Here is a 16,159-nt window from a genome sequence, read left to right on the forward strand (position 1 = left end):
GAATCAGCTTAGCGAAGAGCGCGCCGGTCGTCGCGCCTCCCTGGCTCCGGTAGGAGCGGCTAGATCTCGACAGGACGGCACTCGCAGCGTTCGGGTGACCAGTCGGCGCGCTCGAGCGCGAGATCGCCGATCGGGTTCACTCCGGGGCCGGCCGCGAGGGAGTGCGCCGCGAGCGCGTGCAGGCACTTCACCCGCGTGGGCATGCCCCCGGAGGAGATGCCTGCGATCTCGGGGACGGAGCCGACGCTCTCGCGGTCGGCGAGGAACGCGCGGTGGGCCGCGGCGTAGGCGCCGCGCACCTCCTCGTCCTCGGCCAGGAGGGCGTTGTACTCGACCATGACCTGGGTCGCCTCGAGCTGTGAGATCGCGGCCGTGGCGGCGGGATGCGTCAGGTAGTAGAAGGTCGGGAACGGCGTGCCGTCCGACAGGCGCGGGCTGGTCGAGACGACCGCGGGATCGCCGCACACGCACCGGGCGCTGATGCCGACCACGTCGCGGGCCGGTCGGCCCAGCTGGGCCGAGACGACGGCGATGTCCCGCTCGGTGGGCGGGTCGAAGGGGGGCGTGGTCACGGGAGGCTCCAGGGGACGGCGGGCCGGGGAAGACGCTCCAGTGTACGCGGGGCTCAGGGAGTCGGCACGGGGGCGCCGGGCGTCGGCTCGGACGGAGGCGCCGGGGTGGAGAAGGAGGGTGTCAGGTCGCTCGGCGACGGGTTGCCGAGGCCGGCGACGGCGAGGGAGGACAGGAGCGCGCCCGCCCAGTCGGTCGGCGTCTCCTGCACCGCGTCGCTCGCGGGCTGAGCGGCCTGCTGCGCGACGGCGATGTCGTCGAGGACGAGGTAGCTCACCTCGCCCGGCATCACGAAGTAGAGGCGCTCGCGCGCCTGGGCGCGGATGTAGGCGGGGTCTGACCAGCGAGTGCGCTGCTCGTCGAGGTTCTGCGACTGGGTCTTCGCAGCATCGACGGAACGCTGCAGCTCGGCGATCTGGGCGCGCTGCTCGACGAAGTTCTTGATGCTCGGGGCGAGGATCACGACCGCGAGGATCATGATCGCCATCACCAGCAGGGTGAATCCGGAGCCGCGGACCCCGGCGAGCCAGGCGGCGGGCGTCGCAGGCTGGGGCGGGCGGGACGCCTTCGGTGCGGAGGCGGCGCGGGAAGCCCGCGGAGAGGGGCCAGCCTTCGCGGTACCGGCCTTGGTGCTGCCCCGCCTCGCACCATCGGTCGCGGCCACCGACGGGGTCACAGGGGCGGCAGGCCGGCGCGGTGCACTGCCCGGAGTCGCGGGCCGACGGGGCGGACGAGCCATGAGCGGAGCCTCCTCGGGCGTGACGGGCGCGTGCACGACAGGACGCGTGACGGCATGGTCGTGGCGGCCGGACGTGGTCCGGCCCCGGCGCCCACACCGAGGTGCAGGGCATCGGGGCCGGACCGGCGCAGAGAGACTACGCCGAGAAGCGCGGGAAGGCGGAACGACCCGCGTAGGTGGCCGCACCTCCCAGGATCTCCTCGATGCGCAGCAGCTGGTTGTACTTCGCGACCCGGTCGGAGCGGGCAGGGGCGCCCGTCTTGATCTGACCGCCGTCGACAGCGACGGCGAGGTCGGCGATGGTGGTGTCCTCGGTCTCGCCGGAGCGGTGCGAGAGGATCGCGGTCATCCCGCTGCGCTGAGCGAGGGCCACCGCGTCGAGCGTCTCGGTGAGCGTGCCGATCTGGTTGACCTTCACCAGGATCGAGTTGCCCGCCTTCTCGGCGATGCCCCTGGCCAGGCGCACGGGATTGGTGACGTAGAGGTCGTCTCCGACGAGCTGGACCTTGTCGCCGAGGGTCGCGGTGAGGTGCGCCCAGCCGGCCCAGTCGTCCTCCGCCAGCGGGTCCTCGATCGAGACGAGCGGGTAGTTGGCCACCAGATCGGTGTAGTAGGCCGAAAGCTCCTCGGCCGAGAGCTTCTTGCCCTCGAACGAGTAGGCGCCGTCCTCGAAGAACTCGGTCGAGGCGACGTCGAGCGCGAGCCCGATGTCCTTGCCGGGGGTGAAGCCGGCGGCCTCGACGGCCTTGAGGATGAAGTCGAGCGCCTCGCGGTTGGTGGGCAGGTCGGGGGCGAAGCCGCCCTCGTCGCCGAGGCCGGTCGCGAAGCCGGCCTTCTTCAGCTGCGACTTGAGCGCGTGGTAGATCTCGACGCCCCAGCGCAGACCCTCCGAGAACGACTCCGCGCCCAGCGGCACGGCCATGAACTCCTGGATGTCGACGCCGGTGTCGGCGTGCGCGCCTCCGTTGATGATGTTCATCAGCGGCACGGGCAGCGTGTGCGCGTTGGGGCCGCCGATGTAGCGGAACAGGTCGAGGTCGGCCGACTGCGCGGCCGCCTTGGCGACGGCGAGGCTCACGCCGAGGATGGCGTTGGCGCCTAGGCGCGACTTGTTCTCTGTGCCGTCGAGCTCGATGAGCTCGGCGTCGACGAGGCGCTGGTCGGTGGCGTCGAAGCCCTCGATGGCGGGACCGATCTCGTCGATGACGGCGTCGACGGCCTTCTGCACGCCCTTGCCGAGGTAACGCTCGGAGTCGCCGTCGCGCAGCTCGTACGCCTCGAACGCTCCGGTGGACGCGCCGGACGGGACTGCGGCGCGGGAGGACGCGCCGTCCTCGAGCAGGACCTCGACCTCGACGGTGGGGTTGCCACGGGAGTCCAGAATTTCTCGGGCGACGACTGCCTCGATAAGGGCCACAACTATCTCCTCTTGACGGGTGGGCTCCCGGAGGCGGGAGCGTCGGGAAGGAGTCTACTGATCGCTCAGGAACGGCAGGAGACCGCGCGGCCGTAGACTCCCAGGGCTCGATCGGCAGCAGCCGCCGGGCGAGAGCCGAGCCGGAGGACCCCGTGACCACGACAGCCGCCGCCCACGTCGAGCGTCTCACCGCCGTCATCCCCGACTTCCCCGAACCGGGCATCCTCTTCCGCGACCTGACCCCGGTCTTCGGCGACGGAGAGGCATTGCGCGCGGTCGCCGACGCGTTGATCGCGCCGTACCTCGGGCGGATCGACGCGATCGCGGGAGTGGAGGCGCGCGGCTTCCTGCTCGCCGCGGCCTCCGCATACTCGGCCGGTCTGGGCGTCGTCACCATCCGCAAGCCGGGCAAGCTGCCCCGCGAGGTGCTGCGTGAGGAGGCGGCGCTCGAGTACGGGACGACCACTCTGGAGGTGCACCTCGACGCGATGCCGCGCGGGGCGCGCCTCCTGCTCGTCGACGACGTGCTCGCCACGGGCGGCACGCTCGATGCGAGTCGCCGCCTCATCGAGCGGGCGGGCTGGCAGCTCGAGGGCATCGCCGTGGTGATGGAGCTCGAGGGCCTCGGTGGCCGCGAACTCCTGTCCGGGCTCCGCGTCGACGCGATCACCACCGTCTGACCCCCTCCGCGAGATGCCACTTATGAGCGCACGCACCGGCGTGTCGCGCTCATAAGTGGCATCTCGCGGGGGGGGGCGGGAGGCGTCAGCTGAGGGTCAGGGACATCCGCGAGAGGACGAAGGACTCGAGCACCTGCACGAGCATGTAGAGCACAAGCGAGACGCCCGTCACGAGGACGACGGCCGACCAGACGTCGGCGAAGCGGGCCTGCGACGACCAGGAGTTGATCGCCCCGCCGATGCCGTCCCCGGTCGAGAGCCACTCGGCCAGCAGCGCACCGGTGATGGCGCCCGGCACCGAAATGCGGATCGCCGCGAAGAGCGAGGGCAGCGCACCGGGGATCGCGACCTTGCGGATCGCCGTGAGGGTCGAGCCTCCGTAGACCGCCACGACGTCGAGCATCTGCGCGGAGGCGTTGTTCAACCCGAACGCGACCGTCACGAGCGCCGGGAACAGCACCACGATGCCGCCGATGACGCCGACGGAGGCGACCGAGCCGTTGCCGAACACCAGGATGATGAGCGGCGCCATCGCGATCAGCGGCACCGAGCGCAGCAGCATCGCGAACGGGAGAAGCGCGTGCTCGATGCCCTTGGAGACGCGGAAGAGGATCGCCCCGAGGACGGCGACGGCCAGACCTGCGACGAATCCGATGAGCGCGTCGCCCATCGTCACGGCGAACAGCCCGCCGAGCTCGGCGCGATGCGCCGGCGCCTTGGGGTCCGTGACGAGATGCTCCCACACGTCCCACGGCCCCTTGACCACATACGTCGAGACGCCGCTGAACAGCACCACGGCGATCCAGATGGCCAGCACGATCACGATGGTCGAAAGGGCCACCAGCAGGCTCTTGCGGAGGCTCTTCACCGTCGCACCGAGAGCCGCGGAGCGCAGTTGCCTCCGCAGCTCGTCGACGGCGAGGATCGACGTCGCGGTCGACTGCTCCGTGCGGTGGGGGACGGTCGTGGTCATGGTCAAGCCCGCTTTCCGGCCGACCACGGCGCGATGAGGCGCCCGATCAGTCCAACGATGCCGTAGCCGATCAGCGCCACCGCGGCGCAGAGGAGGAAGAGCGCCCACACTCGCGGCGAGTTGAGCGAGACCTGCGCGGCGACCAGGATCGGGCCGACGCCCGTCTCGATCTTGCCGAAGTACTCGCCCAGGATTGCGCCGAGGAACGCGGCCGGCACCGCGATCTGCAGGGCCGAGAGGATGTTCGGCAGGGCGGCGATGAGGCGCACCTTGCGCAGCTGCGTGAACCGCGTGCCTCCGTAGACCGTGACCACATCGAGCGAGGCGCGGTCGGCCGCCTTCAGCCCCAGCAGACTGCCGACGACGGTCGTGAAGAAGACCGAGAGGCCGGCGAGGAAGATCGCTGTCGCGCTCGGCAGCCCGGGAGCATCCGCCCCACCGAGGATCAGCAGCACGATGGCGCCGATCGCGACGATGGGCACGCAGTAGGTGATGACGGCGAGCTGCGAGACGACTCCCTCGAGCCACGGCACGACGAGCACGAGAGCCGAGAGCAGCAAGGCGATCAGGTTGCCCCAGAAGTAGCCCACGGCGGCCTCGCCGATGGTGACCGAGAAGTTGCGCCAGTAGAAGCCGACGCCGTCGTCGATCGCCGTCTGCACGACCTGGACGGGCGTGGGCACCGGAGCGTAGTTCGCGGCGCCGGTGGGCGCGGTGACGAGCGCCACCACCCACCACACAGCCACGATCGCAGCGACGCCGAGGATGCCGATCGTCCACGGCGGGAGGGAGAACGAGCGCCGAGCGGTCGTCGGCGGAAGAGGTGCAGTGGCCACGATGCGTCCTAGTGGTCGTCGACGGCCGCGCCGCCGTCGCCGAACAGCAGCTCGGAGGCCTGGTCGACGTAGGCGTGGAACTCGGGGGTCCGCTGCATCTCCGGCGTGCGAGGACGCGGCAGGTCGATGTCGATGATCTCCTTCACCCGACCCGGACGCGGGCTCATGACGGCGACGCGGTCCGAGAGGAAGATCGCCTCCGAGATGCCGTGGGTGACGAGGAGGGTCGTGGCCGGCTTCTCGGTCCAGATGCGCAGGAGCTCGAGGTTGAGCTTCTGCCGCGTCATGTCGTCGAGCGCCCCGAAGGGCTCGTCGAGCAGCAGCACCTCGGGCTTGAGGATGAGGCAGCGGGCGATCGAGACGCGCTGGCGCATGCCTCCTGAGAGCTGCGCCGGCTTGGCCTTCTCGAAGCCGCGGAGGCCGACGAGGTCGATCAGCTCGTCGATGTAGGCCTGGTCGACGCTCTTGCCTGCGATCTCGAACGGGAGGCGGATATTGGACATCACGCTGCGCCAAGGCAGGAGCGCGTGATCCTGGAAGGCGATGCCGAGCTTGTTGTCGCGTCGCAGCTCCTTCGGCGTGCGGCCATCGACGCGGATCGAGCCCGACGTGGGCTCCTCGAGCCCTGCCAGGATGCGGAGGATGGTCGACTTGCCGCACCCGGAGGGGCCGAGCAGGGCCAGGAAGCTGCCCTGGTCGGTGTGCAGGTCGGTGTCCTGCAGCGCGGCGACGCTGCGCGAGCCCATCCGGAACGTCTTCGACAGGCCGTGGATCTGGATGCCGGTTCCGCCCGCCTCCTGCTCGCGCAGGTGGCCGACGTCGGTCGTCTCGGTCACGAGTGGTGCCCTTCGTGGTGGTGCTGGTTCAGGCGGGGTGCCCCCTCCGACGACTGCCGGAGGGGGCGGGGGCGGATCAGGCGGCGTACTTCACCAGATCGGGGTTCTCCTTGTAGACCTCGTCGAGCAGGGAGAGGTCGAACAGGTCCTCGGCGGTGATGTCGATGCCCGCGCCCTTGAGCGAGGCGATCGTCTCGGACTGCAGGGTCTCGGAGATCGTGAAGAGGCCGTTCTTGGCGGTGTCGTCCGAGACGACGAGCTCCTGCGCCTGGATCGTCGCACCCTTCTTGGAGGCCTCGGCGTCGAGGCCGAGATCCTTGCCGTAGGTGTCGACGGCGAGCATCGCGCCCGCCTCCGGGTCGTTCACGGCGTCGGTCCATCCCTTGATCTCGGCGACGAGGAACGCCTTGAGCGCCGCGCGCTTCTCGGAGATCGCCTGCGCGGTGACCGAGAAGGTCTCGGCGACGAAGGGGAGCCCGTTGTCGGCGAAGGGAAGGTTGACCACCTCGTAGCCCTGGGCGGCGACGGTGATCGACTCGTTGGTCAGGTAGGCGATGAAGCCGTCGACCGTGCCGTTGATGAGGACCGAGGGGTCGTACTCGACCGGCACGACCGTGAGCTCGGACTCCGAGAGGCCGTTGGCCGAGAGGAGCGCCTGGAAGAGCGAGGTGTTCGAGGCCTGGACGCCGATCTTCTTGCCGGCGAGGTCGGCGGGGGTCGCGATGTTGCCGGCGGACTTGATCGACAGGACCGTGAAGGGGTTCTTCTGGTAGGTCGCGCCGATGATCTTGAGCGGCGCCTCCTGGTTGGCGATCACGGTACCGATCGACACGGCGTCGCTCAGGGCCACGTCGGCGCTGCCCGAGAGCAGCTCGGCGGTGCCGGTCGAGGGGCCGGGGGTGAGCGTCACTCCCGCGAGGCCCGCGTCGGTGTAGTAGCCCTTGGAGTCGGCGAAGAACTCACCGGAGAACTCCTCGTTCTTGATCCACGAGAGCTGCACCTTGATGGTCCCGAGGGCACCGCCGGTCGCGACGGTTCCCGACGTGGAGGGGGAGGCGCAGGAGGCGAGCACGGAGGCTCCGCCGAGCGCGAGCCCGGCCACTCCCGCCATGCGGAACAGGCTGCGGCGGTCGAAGTGGGGGGCGGTGCGGAGGGGCGACAGGGGCAAGGGGACTCCTCGGTGGATCGTCAGGGCTGCTGTGGAGCGGTGTACGCGGGTCGCGTCGTGAGGGGACCGTTCAGGCGCGCCAAGTCGCGCCGATCGGGTGCCTCGACGCTAACCTCGCGAGATTTCCCAGGTGTGTCCGCAGATTTCGCGGGGATTAAGGCTCTCACGGATCTGCCAGCGATCGGGACGCTCCCGCCGGATCGTCCGGCGGATCGACTGAGGCACATCTCAGCCCAGCGGCTTGAAGGCCAGTTCAGTCACCCCGGAGGCGTCGCGCGGCACGAGCGCGAAGCGGGTGTAGCCCGCGGCGGCAGCGCGATCGAGGAGCGGCGTGAGGTTTTTGGCCCGACGCTCGAGGCGGACCCTCGCGACTCCGTCGGCGAGGAGCCGCTGCTTGAGCGCCAGGAGCGCCTCGGGAGCCGCGTCGCGCTCGTGCACGAGCACCACTGCCTCCGCTCGCTCGACGGCGGCGGGCTCGAGGAGCTCGACGACCCGCTCGAAGCCGATCGAGAAGCCGCACGCGGGGACGTCCTGGCCCAGGAACCGGCCGATCATGCCGTCGTAGCGGCCGCCCCCGCCCACCGAGGACCCGGAGGACGGGTGTGCGATCTCGAAGATGGTGCCGGTGTAGTAGCCCATCCCGCGCACGAGCGTCGGGTCGAAGCGGAGCGAGACGCTCTCGGGCAACGAGCGCAGCGAGCGGGCGAGCGTCTCGAGCGCGAGCACCGCCTCCGGATCGATGCCCTGGGGCAGCACTCCGAGGATCGCGGACTCCTCCAGCGCCACTCCCCCGGCGGTCACCGCCTCCTCGATGCGGGCAAGGTAGCCGCCGAGGACGGCTGCCGCGTCGGCTCCGTCGGCCTCGAGCTCGGCGACGACGCCGGAGGCCCCGATCTTGTCGAGCTTGTCGATCGAGATGAGCGCGGCGCCGAAGCGCTCGGAGGCGAACCCGCAGTGCTCGAGGATCCCCGTGAGGATGCGGCGGTCGTTGATACGGATCGTGCACCCGTGCAGACCCAGCGCATCGAGGGCGGCGGCCGTCGCCGAGATCAGCTCGACCTCGGCGAGCTGGCCCGGCTCCCCGATGATGTCGATGTCGCACTGCACGAACTGTCGGTAGCGCCCCCTCTGCGGGCGCTCGGCGCGCCAGACCGGGGCGACCTGCACGGAGCGGAACACCGACGGAAGCTCCGAGCGGTGCGTCGCGTAGAAGCGGGCGAGCGGGACGGTGAGATCGAAGCGGAGCCCCAGATCGGCGAGGGCCGAGGCGTCATCGGAGGCGGCGGCGGCCTCGAGGTCGTCGCGCGACAAGCCGCGGCGCAGCACGCTGAAGGCGAGCTTCTCGTTGTCGCCGCCGAGCCCCGAGTGCAGGCGGTCGAAGTCTTCGACGACGGGGGTCTCGATCTCGTCGAAACCGTGCGCGGCGTAGACGCGGCGGATCACTCCGAGCGCGTGCTCGCGCTTTGCCTTGTCGGCCGGGAGGAAGTCGCGCATGCCGCGGGGCGGGGTGATCGAGGATGCCATGGCTGCGATTGTCCCAGATGACACACGGGCGTCATCCGCTGGTCGAGGGCGTCGGCTAAGCTCGCCGCGCTCGCGCGCTCTGAGGGAGGCGTGGGTCGTCGGGAGGGCGCATGGGGATCAGGCCGGGGGAAGGCATCGTCGCCGAGGGGGTCTCGCGGGCCTTCGGTCAGGTGCGTGCCGTCCGCGACGCGAGCTTCGAAGCGCGGCCTGGCGAGGTGACCGCGCTCATCGGCCCGAACGGTGCCGGCAAGACGACCCTGATGCTGCTGCTCGCGACGCTGCTCCGCCCCGACGCCGGCACGCTACGGGTCGCCGGACACGACCCGGTGGCCGATCCTGCGGCGGTGCGTGCCGAGCTCGGCTGGATGCCCGACGTCCTCGGCTCGTGGGCGAGCCTCACGGCGCGCGCCACGCTCAGGACCACCGGACTGCTCTACGGCCTCCGGCGCGACGACGCCGAGGCACGGGCGCGACAGCTACTCGACGAGGTCGATCTCGTGGAGTTCGCCGACCGGCCGACGCGGGTGCTCTCGCGCGGGCAGAAGCAGCGGCTGAGCCTCGCCAGGGCGCTGGTGCACGACCCCTCCGTCCTCGTCCTCGACGAGCCCGCCTCCGGGCTCGACCCGGGCGCGCGGATCGCGCTCCGCGACCTCGTGGTCAGGCTCGCCCGAGAGGGGAGGACGGTGCTCGTGTCGAGCCACGTGCTCTCGGAGCTCGACGAGATGGCGACGGCCGCGGTGTACCTCGCCGCTGGTGCGACCGCCTCCCGCGAGGCCGTGGCACGAGCCGCCCGGTCACTGCGGGCCTGGCGCATCGAGGCGCTCGCGCCGCGGGGCGCCGCGCTCGCCGACGCGGTCGAGCGGCTTACGGGCCTCTCCCCTCAGCTGGACCGGGAGGCGGTGCTCGTGCCCGTCGTGAACGACGAAGCCGCGGCCGAGCTGCTCGCCCGACTCGTCGCCTCCGGGGTCGCGGTGAGCCGTTTCGCGCCCGCCGTGGGCGAGCTCGAGCACACCTTCTCCGACCTGACCCGGGGGTCGACGCCTCCCGCCGCCGAGATCGGGGAGGACCCGCGATGACGACCGAGAGCACCGCCCGCCCCTTGCCGTTCCTGCGGGGCGTGCGCATCGTCGTGGCCCTCGAGCTCGCCCAGCGCGTACGCGGAGTCTCGTCGTTCGTGCTCCTCGCGCTGTTCTTCCTCCTCACGGGCGCGGTCACTGGGCTGCTCGTCGTGGCGACCGGCGTGCTGGGCGGGAGCGGCGCGATCGTCGGCGGGTGGATCTACTCGGTCCTCGTCTACTTCGTGCTGCTGCTCGGCTGCCTCGTCACCCCTGCTCTCTCGGGGACAGCCGTCAACGGCGAGCGCGACGCGGGAACGCTCGCGACGACCCAGGTCACCCTCGTGACGACCGCCCAGCTGGTGCTCGGCAAGTTCGCCTCGGCCTGGCTCGTGACGCTGGCGTTCCTGGTGAGCACGGTGCCGTTCCTCCTGGTGGGTGTGGCCGTGGGAGGGGTCTCGCCCGTCTCGGGATTCGTCTCGGTCCTCGTCCTCGCGGTGCAGCTCGGCGTGGTCGCCGCCATCGGGGTCGGGCTGAGCGGGATCCTGGACCGGCCGCTCATGTCGGTCGTCACCACCTATCTCGTCATCGCCGCGCTGAGCGTGGGCTCGCTGATCGCGTTCGGTCTGCTCACGGCGGTCACGTCGTCGACGGAGCGGACCGTCTACGTCGGCGAGCAGAGCGCCCAGGGGCTCTACTGCGACGACTACGAGGCCACGGTTCCCCGGCCGGACTACTACTGGGGGCTGCTGGCGGTGAACCCCTTCGTGGTGCTCGCCGACGCCGTGCCTCCCGCGTTGGGACCGTACGGCCAGCCGAACGACCTGTTCAGCAGCATCTCGGTCGCGGTGCGCCAGGCCCAGATCCCGCCCGACCTCGAGATCGAGATCGATTGCGCAACGGGCTCCCGGGTCGGAGAGTATCCCGTGTCCACACCGCAGCAGGTGTTCGAGCGCACGGTCCCGTCGTGGTTCGTCGGACTCGCGCTGCAGCTGGTGCTGGCCGTCGGGCTGCTGTTCGGGGCGATCCGTCGCACGGCGACGCCCGCGTCGCGGCTCCCGCGCGGGCGACGCGTGGCCTGAGCGGACCACAACGTCAGCTGAGACGACCGCTCACGCACGAGCGTGGATGAGGAGCCGTCTCAGCTGACGTTGTGCGGTGAGCCGTCGTGGCGCTCCTGTTCGACGGCGCGGATCTCGTCCTGCAGCTCGCGTGCCGCGGTACGCAGGGCGCGCTCGGCGTCGAGACCCTGGGCACGAGCGGAGGCGACGAGCGCGAGCAGGAGCGGGCCGAGGTCCTCCTCCGACTCGATCGGCAGCGGGCCCGGGCCTGCATCCACGATGCCGAGCATTGTCGCCTTGCCGATCACCTTGTCGGCCAGCGCGAGGGCGGGCATCCCCTGAGGGATACCGTCGAGGACGCTCGTGCGGTGCGGTTTCTCGACCTTCTTCAGCTCGTCCCAGACGGCGATCACGTCGTCGGCTGTCTCGGCGGTCGCATCGCCGAAGACGTGCGGGTGGCGGCCGATCATCTTGGCGGTCATGTGCGCGGCGACGTCCTCGATCGTGAAGGGCTCCGCGCCGTCGGCGGCGAGATCGGCGTGGAACAGCACCTGGAAGAGCACATCGCCCAGCTCCTCGACGAGGTCGTCCCGGTCACCGGCCTCGATCGCGTCGACCAGCTCGTGCGACTCCTCGATCAGGTAGCGCACGAGCGACTCGTGGGTCTGCTCGGCGTCCCACGGGCAGCCGCCCGGGGCGCGGAGGACGTGGACGGTGCGGATGAGCTCGTCGAGCCGGGGGTGAGCGGTCACCGGGACATCCTCGCATCCGCTCCTCGGAGGCCGGTCAGGCGCTCGCGAGGCGATGGCGGGCGACGAGGAGGCAGGCGACGGCGACGAGCGGGGCCGACAGGAGGAGAACGGGCGCGGCGACGACCGCGACCGCTGCCCCCGCGCTGACGAGGGGTGCGGCGAGGTTCCAGAGCAGCACAGCCGCGCCGGCTCCGTCGCCGACCGGCGTCGGGATCGGCGAGAGGAGCGCCGGCGGCAGGGCTCCGCGGGTGGCGTCCATCGCTCGGGCGGCGACGGCGACGAGCGCCACCGCCGCGGCGGGAGCGAGAGCGCCGCTCGGAAGGAGGAACGCGCCGACGGTCGCCAGAGCGACGGCGAGCAGCAGGGGAAGCACCCCGTGCAGCAGGAGCAGCTCGAACGGAGGCGGCGCGACGAACGCGGCCTGCCCCGCGGTCTCGGCCGCGTGTCGGAAGCCGTCGCTCCACACCCCGGCGCCGAGGTAGGCGAGGACGCCCGCGGCGGCGGCCGGGATCGCGAGCAGGGACGGCGGCGCGACGGCCGCGACGGCCACCGCGACTCCGGCGGCGAGGAGTGCGAGGACGGCCGCCGCGGAGCGACCCGGCGTGCGCAGGGCACCGACCGCGTCGCGGGCCAGCACCGTCAGCGGGAACGGGCCCACCCGGACGGCGTGGACGTGGCGGTTGCGGTGCGGGAGAGAGCGGTAGCCCGAGAGGGCGTCAGCGACGTCGCCAGTGGCGGCGCCGATCATGGCCGAACGCCAGCCGTACGACTGCGCCAGAAGCGACGGGCCGGAGGCCGTGTCGAGCAGGCGCGGCGCGAGCGGGACCACGAGCGCCGCGAGGGCGACGAGCGCGAGCGCTGCGCTCGGCGCGCCCCCGACGGCGAGCGCGACGAGGCCACCCGGAGTGAACGGGAGCACCGGCACGAGGAGGACGGCGAGCGCGAGCGCCGCGGCGAGCGCGGCCGACCGCGGCGGTGTGAGGCATTGACCGGCGAGAGACGCGACGGTGAGGAGCACCCCGAAGGCTGCGCCGGCCAGAGCAGCCGGTACCAGCGGCGAGCCGGAAGCGAGGGCGAGTGCGGTGGCCGCGAGGGCCCCCGCGCTGACGGCCAGGAGTCCCGACACGACCACCGCACGCCGCAGGACGTGCCAGCGCCGTGCCTGGGTGGCGAGGAGCAGCGCCGTCGGATGCGGAGCGTCGACGGCCGGACCTCGCGCGCGACCGAGCAGGACCGCGACCGGCAGCGCGGCTCCGGCGGCGAGAGCGACCAGCGCGTCGAGGTCGACCGCCGCGAGAGCGCTCCCGACCGCCGGACCGGCGAGGGCGATCACCAGCGCCCGCGCCGTGGGCAGGACGACGACGAGCAGGAGCATCGCGGCGAGATAGCCGGAGTAGGCGCTCGCGCGCCGGCGGCCCGACCCGAGCGGTAGACCGAGCGGACCGCGGCGATCGTCACGAGGCACCCAGCCGGAGCTCGCGGGTGGCAAGGCCCTGGATGATCACGGGGCTGTGGGTCGCGATGACGACGGCCCGCTGCGCCGCCGCCTCCCGCAGCGCCTCGACGACGAGCGGCACGCGATCGACGTCGAGGCGCTGCTCGGGCTCGTCGAGCAGCAGCACGTCGGACGGGCGCGCGAGCACCAGAGCGAGCGCGAAGGACTGCCGCTGGCCGGAGGAGAGCTCGTGCGGGAAGCGTCGAGCGAGCGGGGCGAGCTCGAGGGCGGCGAGACCGCCGAGGGCCTGCTCGCGCGCCTCCGGGACGCTCGCGCCCCACGACACGGCGACCATCGCGAGGTGCTCCTCGAGGGTCAGATCGCGCTCGAGCGGGGGCGTCTGCACGAGCGCGGCCACCGCGCGGCGATGCGCCGCCGTGCGCTCGTCGGCAGGGCGCCCGGCGATCAGCGCGGTGCCCTCGCTCGGGGCGATCAGCCCGGCGAGCACCCGGAGCAGCGTGGTCTTGCCGCTGCCGTTCGCTCCCGTCACGGCGACGACCTCGCCCGGATCGACCCGGAGCGAGACCGGGGCGAGCAGGACGCCCTCCGCGGTCCGCACCGAGACCTCGTGGAGGTCGATCAGCGGAGCATCGACCGGCGGGACCGGGGCCGGACGGCGAGCGGCGAGGAGCGGAGGCATGTCCACCATCCTCGGCTAAACTCGGCAGCGGAGTGCCGGGAAGTCTGGTCGGCTCGCGAGTGTCTCGCGGAGCACGTTCCCCCTCCCCTCCGTCGGCCCCGCCGACATCGACGACAAGGCCCCCATGCCCCGTATGTCCTCCGCCCTCCGTTCCGAGCGCGTCTCCGCCCTCCTCCTGCTCGGCGCCGCCGTACTCGGACTCGCCCTCGCGAACTCGCCCGTCGGCCCCGCCGTGATCGCCGCGCAGGACGAGCACCTCGTGCTCCCCGGGCTCGACATCTCGATCGGCCACATCGTCAGCGACGGACTGCTGGCCGTGTTCTTCTTCCTCGTCGCCATCGAGCTCAAGCGGGAGCTGGTGATCGGCGAGCTGAACTCGGTCGGCAAGGCACTGCTGCCGGCGATCGCGGCGGTCGGCGGGGTCGCCGTGCCCGCCGGGGTGTACCTCGCGGTCGTCGGCGTCTCGGGCGAGCCGGGTCTCGGCGGCGGCTGGCCGATCCCGACAGCGACCGACATCGCCTTCGCGCTCGGAGTGCTCGCCCTGTTCGGCTCGGCGATCCCGACACGGGTGCGGGTGTTCCTCCTGGCCCTGGCCGTGCTCGACGACCTCGTCGCGATCCTGATCATCGCAGTGTTCTTCACGGCGGACGCCGACCTCGTGATGCTCGGCGGGGCGGTGCTCGCGGTGGCGGCCTTCGGTCTGGTGAGCCGCCTCCTGCGCCCGCGATCGCCGTGGCTGCTCACGCGCCGGCCGGTGTGGCCGCTGATCGTGCTGCTGGTGCTGATCGGTGCCGTCGCCTGGTACCTGACCTACCGCTCCGGGGTGCACGCGACCATCGCCGGAGTCGCGCTCGGCCTCGTCATGACCCGCCGGCCCGCCGGACGGGTGCACCACGTACTCGAGCCCGTCTCGAACGGCGTGGTGCTGCCGGTGTTCGCGTTCTCAGCGGCGCTCGTGGCGATCCCGCAGCTCGGGATCGGCGAGCTGAGCCCCGCTTTCTGGGCGATCGTCGTGGCGCTCCCGGTCGGCAAGCTGCTCGGCATCGCGATCGCTGGAGGCGTCAGCGGCGCTCTCTCCGCCCGCCGCGGCCGCGAGGCGCTACGGTTCGCCGACATCCTCGTCGTCGGCGCCCTGGGCGGGATCGGATTCACCGTGTCGCTGCTGATGAACGAGCTCGCCTTCGCGGATTCGCCGGAGGTCGCCGACGAGGGAACGCTGGCCGTGCTGCTCGGCTCGGGCATCAGCATCGCGATCGCCGCGGTCCTGGTCACGCTGCGGTCGCGGCACTATGCGCGTCTGCGCGACGGGCGACACCCGGCGGTCATCGGCGCGTAACACCGCAGCGCTACCGTGTCGGCGGGTGCGCCGCGCGCCCAAGAACAGGATCACCGTGCCCGACACCATTTCTCCCGAGCGGGGTGCACCGCCGAGTGCCGAACTGCACATCCACATCGAGGGCACCATCGAGCCCGAGCACATCGTCGAGATGGCGCGCCGCAACGGCGTCACGCTGCCGACCGAGGATCTCGACGCCCTGCGGGCGCGATATTCCTTCACCGACCTCGGCTCGTTCCTCGATCTGCACTACTCGAACCTCACCGTGCTGAAGACCGAGCGCGACTTCTTCGAGCTCGCCACCGGCTACCTCGATCGTGCGAAGCTCGCCCGCGTGCGGCGGGCCGAGATCTTCTTCGATCCGCAGACGCACCTGGGCAACGGGACGGCGCTAGAGGTCGTCATGGGCGGGCTCACCCGCGCGCTCGGGCGCAGCGAGGAGACGCACGGCATCTCGACCGACCTCATCATGTGCTTTCTCCGCGACCTCGGTCCCGAGGCGGCCGACGAGATGCTCACCGCGATCCTCCCGTACCGCGAGCACATCATCGGAGTGGGACTCGACTCGAACGAGATCGGCTGGGGTCCGGAGCTGTTCGTCGACGTGTATGCGCGGGCGGCGGCCGAAGGGCTGCACCTGGTCGCGCACGCCGGAGAGGAGGGCGGCCCCGAGACGGTCGCCGCGACGGTCGAGCTGCTGAAGGTCGAGCGCATCGACCACGGCATCCGCGCGATGGAGGATCCGGCGGTCGTCGCGATGCTGCGCGCGCAGGGCATCCCGGTGACGGTCTGCCCGCTCTCGAACGTGGCGCTGCGGGCCGTCGACACGATGAGGGACCACCCGCTGCCCGAGATGCTGCGCGCGGGGCTCCTCGCTACGGTCTCGAGCGATGATCCACCGTACTTCGGCGGCTACGTCGACGCCAACTACCGGGCGCTCGTCGAGGAGCTCGGCATGGACGACGCACAACTCGAACGGCTCGCTCTGAACTCGTTCGACGCCGCCTTCATCGACGATGTCGACCGCGAGCGGTGGAAGGCGGAGGTGCGCGCGCACTTCGGCCACTGACCTCGGCG

General features: G+C 71.6%; 16 protein-coding genes. 5 read left to right on the plus strand and 11 right to left on the minus strand.

The window, feature by feature from the left end; genetic code table 11:
• Positions 1-59 precede the first annotated feature (59 nt).
• From ITJ45_RS09630 to eno, 3 genes are all read right to left on the minus strand, one after another.
• On the minus strand, positions 60-572 hold the full coding sequence (locus ITJ45_RS09630) for a DUF501 domain-containing protein (RefSeq protein ID WP_194609359.1): 513 nt from the start codon (positions 570-572) through the stop codon (positions 60-62).
• A 53-nt stretch (positions 573-625) separates the two neighbouring features.
• Positions 626-1,309, minus strand: a complete 684-nt coding sequence (locus ITJ45_RS09635) for an FtsB family cell division protein (RefSeq protein WP_194609361.1) — start codon at positions 1,307-1,309, stop codon at positions 626-628.
• 136 nt (positions 1,310-1,445) lie between these two features.
• Positions 1,446-2,726, minus strand: a complete 1,281-nt coding sequence (eno, locus tag ITJ45_RS09640) for a phosphopyruvate hydratase (protein ID WP_194609363.1) — start codon at positions 2,724-2,726, stop codon at positions 1,446-1,448.
• 152 nt (positions 2,727-2,878) lie between these two features.
• Here eno and ITJ45_RS09645 point away from each other — a divergent pair, with 152 nt between their 5' ends.
• Positions 2,879-3,406 carry an adenine phosphoribosyltransferase gene (locus ITJ45_RS09645; RefSeq protein WP_194609365.1) on the plus strand — a complete coding sequence of 176 codons (528 nt, stop codon included), beginning with the start codon at positions 2,879-2,881 and terminating at the stop codon, positions 3,404-3,406.
• Between the two features lie 85 nt (positions 3,407-3,491).
• On the opposite strand, the gene ITJ45_RS09650 is transcribed toward ITJ45_RS09645, so the two are convergent.
• The 5 genes from ITJ45_RS09650 to hisS form a co-directional block, all read right to left on the minus strand.
• Positions 3,492-4,379, minus strand: a complete 888-nt coding sequence (locus ITJ45_RS09650; protein ID WP_194609367.1) for an ABC transporter permease — start codon at positions 4,377-4,379, stop codon at positions 3,492-3,494.
• 2 nt (positions 4,380-4,381) lie between these two features.
• The gene (locus ITJ45_RS09655) at positions 4,382-5,215 is read right to left on the minus strand and encodes an ABC transporter permease (protein ID WP_194609369.1); all 834 of its coding nucleotides are present in this window, start codon (positions 5,213-5,215) and stop codon (positions 4,382-4,384) included.
• 8 nt (positions 5,216-5,223) lie between these two features.
• Positions 5,224-5,961, minus strand: coding sequence for an ABC transporter ATP-binding protein (locus ITJ45_RS09660; RefSeq protein WP_194609784.1), 738 nt, complete (start codon positions 5,959-5,961; stop codon positions 5,224-5,226).
• A gap of 166 nt (positions 5,962-6,127) precedes the next feature.
• A complete protein-coding gene (locus ITJ45_RS09665; RefSeq protein ID WP_228493798.1) occupies positions 6,128-7,219 on the minus strand; it encodes an ABC transporter substrate-binding protein in 1,092 nt (363 codons plus the stop codon).
• 228 nt (positions 7,220-7,447) lie between these two features.
• A complete protein-coding gene (gene hisS, locus ITJ45_RS09670; RefSeq protein ID WP_194609371.1) occupies positions 7,448-8,743 on the minus strand; it encodes a histidine--tRNA ligase in 1,296 nt (431 codons plus the stop codon).
• A 110-nt stretch (positions 8,744-8,853) separates the two neighbouring features.
• Here hisS and ITJ45_RS09675 point away from each other — a divergent pair, with 110 nt between their 5' ends.
• Together ITJ45_RS09675 and ITJ45_RS09680 are read left to right on the plus strand one after the other, a co-directional pair.
• The gene (locus tag ITJ45_RS09675) at positions 8,854-9,819 is read left to right on the plus strand and encodes an ABC transporter ATP-binding protein (protein WP_194609373.1); all 966 of its coding nucleotides are present in this window, start codon (positions 8,854-8,856) and stop codon (positions 9,817-9,819) included.
• Positions 9,816-10,880: an ABC transporter permease gene (locus ITJ45_RS09680; protein WP_228493799.1), complete on the plus strand. Its 1,065-nt coding sequence runs from the start codon at positions 9,816-9,818 to the stop codon at positions 10,878-10,880. The genes ITJ45_RS09675 and ITJ45_RS09680 overlap by 4 nt, the downstream gene beginning before the upstream one ends.
• A 59-nt stretch (positions 10,881-10,939) precedes the next feature.
• On the opposite strand, the gene ITJ45_RS09685 is transcribed toward ITJ45_RS09680, so the two are convergent.
• From ITJ45_RS09685 to ITJ45_RS09695, 3 genes are read right to left on the minus strand one after another with little or no spacing between them, the layout of a single operon-like run.
• Positions 10,940-11,611, minus strand: a complete 672-nt coding sequence (locus tag ITJ45_RS09685) for a MazG family protein (protein WP_194609375.1) — start codon at positions 11,609-11,611, stop codon at positions 10,940-10,942.
• Between the two features lie 34 nt (positions 11,612-11,645).
• A complete protein-coding gene (locus ITJ45_RS14325) occupies positions 11,646-13,076 on the minus strand; it encodes a hypothetical protein (protein WP_194609377.1) in 1,431 nt (476 codons plus the stop codon).
• The gene (locus ITJ45_RS09695; protein WP_194609379.1) at positions 13,066-13,746 is read right to left on the minus strand and encodes an ABC transporter ATP-binding protein; all 681 of its coding nucleotides are present in this window, start codon (positions 13,744-13,746) and stop codon (positions 13,066-13,068) included. Before ITJ45_RS09695 ends, ITJ45_RS14325 begins: the two co-directional genes overlap by 11 nt.
• Positions 13,747-13,879: 133 nt before the next feature.
• On the opposite strand from ITJ45_RS09695, the gene ITJ45_RS09700 reads away from it, so the two are divergent.
• Both ITJ45_RS09700 and ITJ45_RS09705 read left to right on the plus strand, forming a co-directional pair.
• Positions 13,880-15,082, plus strand: a complete 1,203-nt coding sequence (locus tag ITJ45_RS09700; RefSeq protein WP_194609790.1) for a Na+/H+ antiporter NhaA — start codon at positions 13,880-13,882, stop codon at positions 15,080-15,082.
• Between the two features lie 55 nt (positions 15,083-15,137).
• The gene (locus ITJ45_RS09705) at positions 15,138-16,151 is read left to right on the plus strand and encodes an adenosine deaminase (RefSeq protein ID WP_323742973.1); all 1,014 of its coding nucleotides are present in this window, start codon (positions 15,138-15,140) and stop codon (positions 16,149-16,151) included.
• Positions 16,152-16,159: the final 8 nt, after the last annotated feature.

Origin of the sequence: Rathayibacter sp. VKM Ac-2879 (assembly GCF_015351245.1) — a bacterium.
In the GTDB taxonomy this organism is placed as follows: domain Bacteria; phylum Actinomycetota; class Actinomycetes; order Actinomycetales; family Microbacteriaceae; genus Rathayibacter.

What these genes read in the sequence shown, in the direction of transcription:
- ITJ45_RS09695 (WP_194609379.1), bottom strand. Translation starts at nt 13,746, where the DNA reads ATGCCTCCGCTCCTCGCCGCTCGCCGTCCGGCCCCGGTCCCGCCGGTC.
- ITJ45_RS09660 (WP_194609784.1), bottom strand. Translation starts at nt 5,961, where the DNA reads ATGGGCTCGCGCAGCGTCGCCGCGCTGCAGGACACCGACCTGCACACC.
- ITJ45_RS09680 (WP_228493799.1), top strand. Translation starts at nt 9,816, where the DNA reads ATGACGACCGAGAGCACCGCCCGCCCCTTGCCGTTCCTGCGGGGCGTG.
- ITJ45_RS09700 (WP_194609790.1), top strand. Translation starts at nt 13,880, where the DNA reads ATGTCCTCCGCCCTCCGTTCCGAGCGCGTCTCCGCCCTCCTCCTGCTC.
- ITJ45_RS09675 (WP_194609373.1), top strand. Translation starts at nt 8,854, where the DNA reads ATGGGGATCAGGCCGGGGGAAGGCATCGTCGCCGAGGGGGTCTCGCGG.
- hisS (WP_194609371.1), bottom strand. Translation starts at nt 8,743, where the DNA reads ATGGCATCCTCGATCACCCCGCCCCGCGGCATGCGCGACTTCCTCCCG.
- ITJ45_RS09650 (WP_194609367.1), bottom strand. Translation starts at nt 4,379, where the DNA reads ATGACCACGACCGTCCCCCACCGCACGGAGCAGTCGACCGCGACGTCG.
- ITJ45_RS09635 (WP_194609361.1), bottom strand. Translation starts at nt 1,309, where the DNA reads ATGGCTCGTCCGCCCCGTCGGCCCGCGACTCCGGGCAGTGCACCGCGC.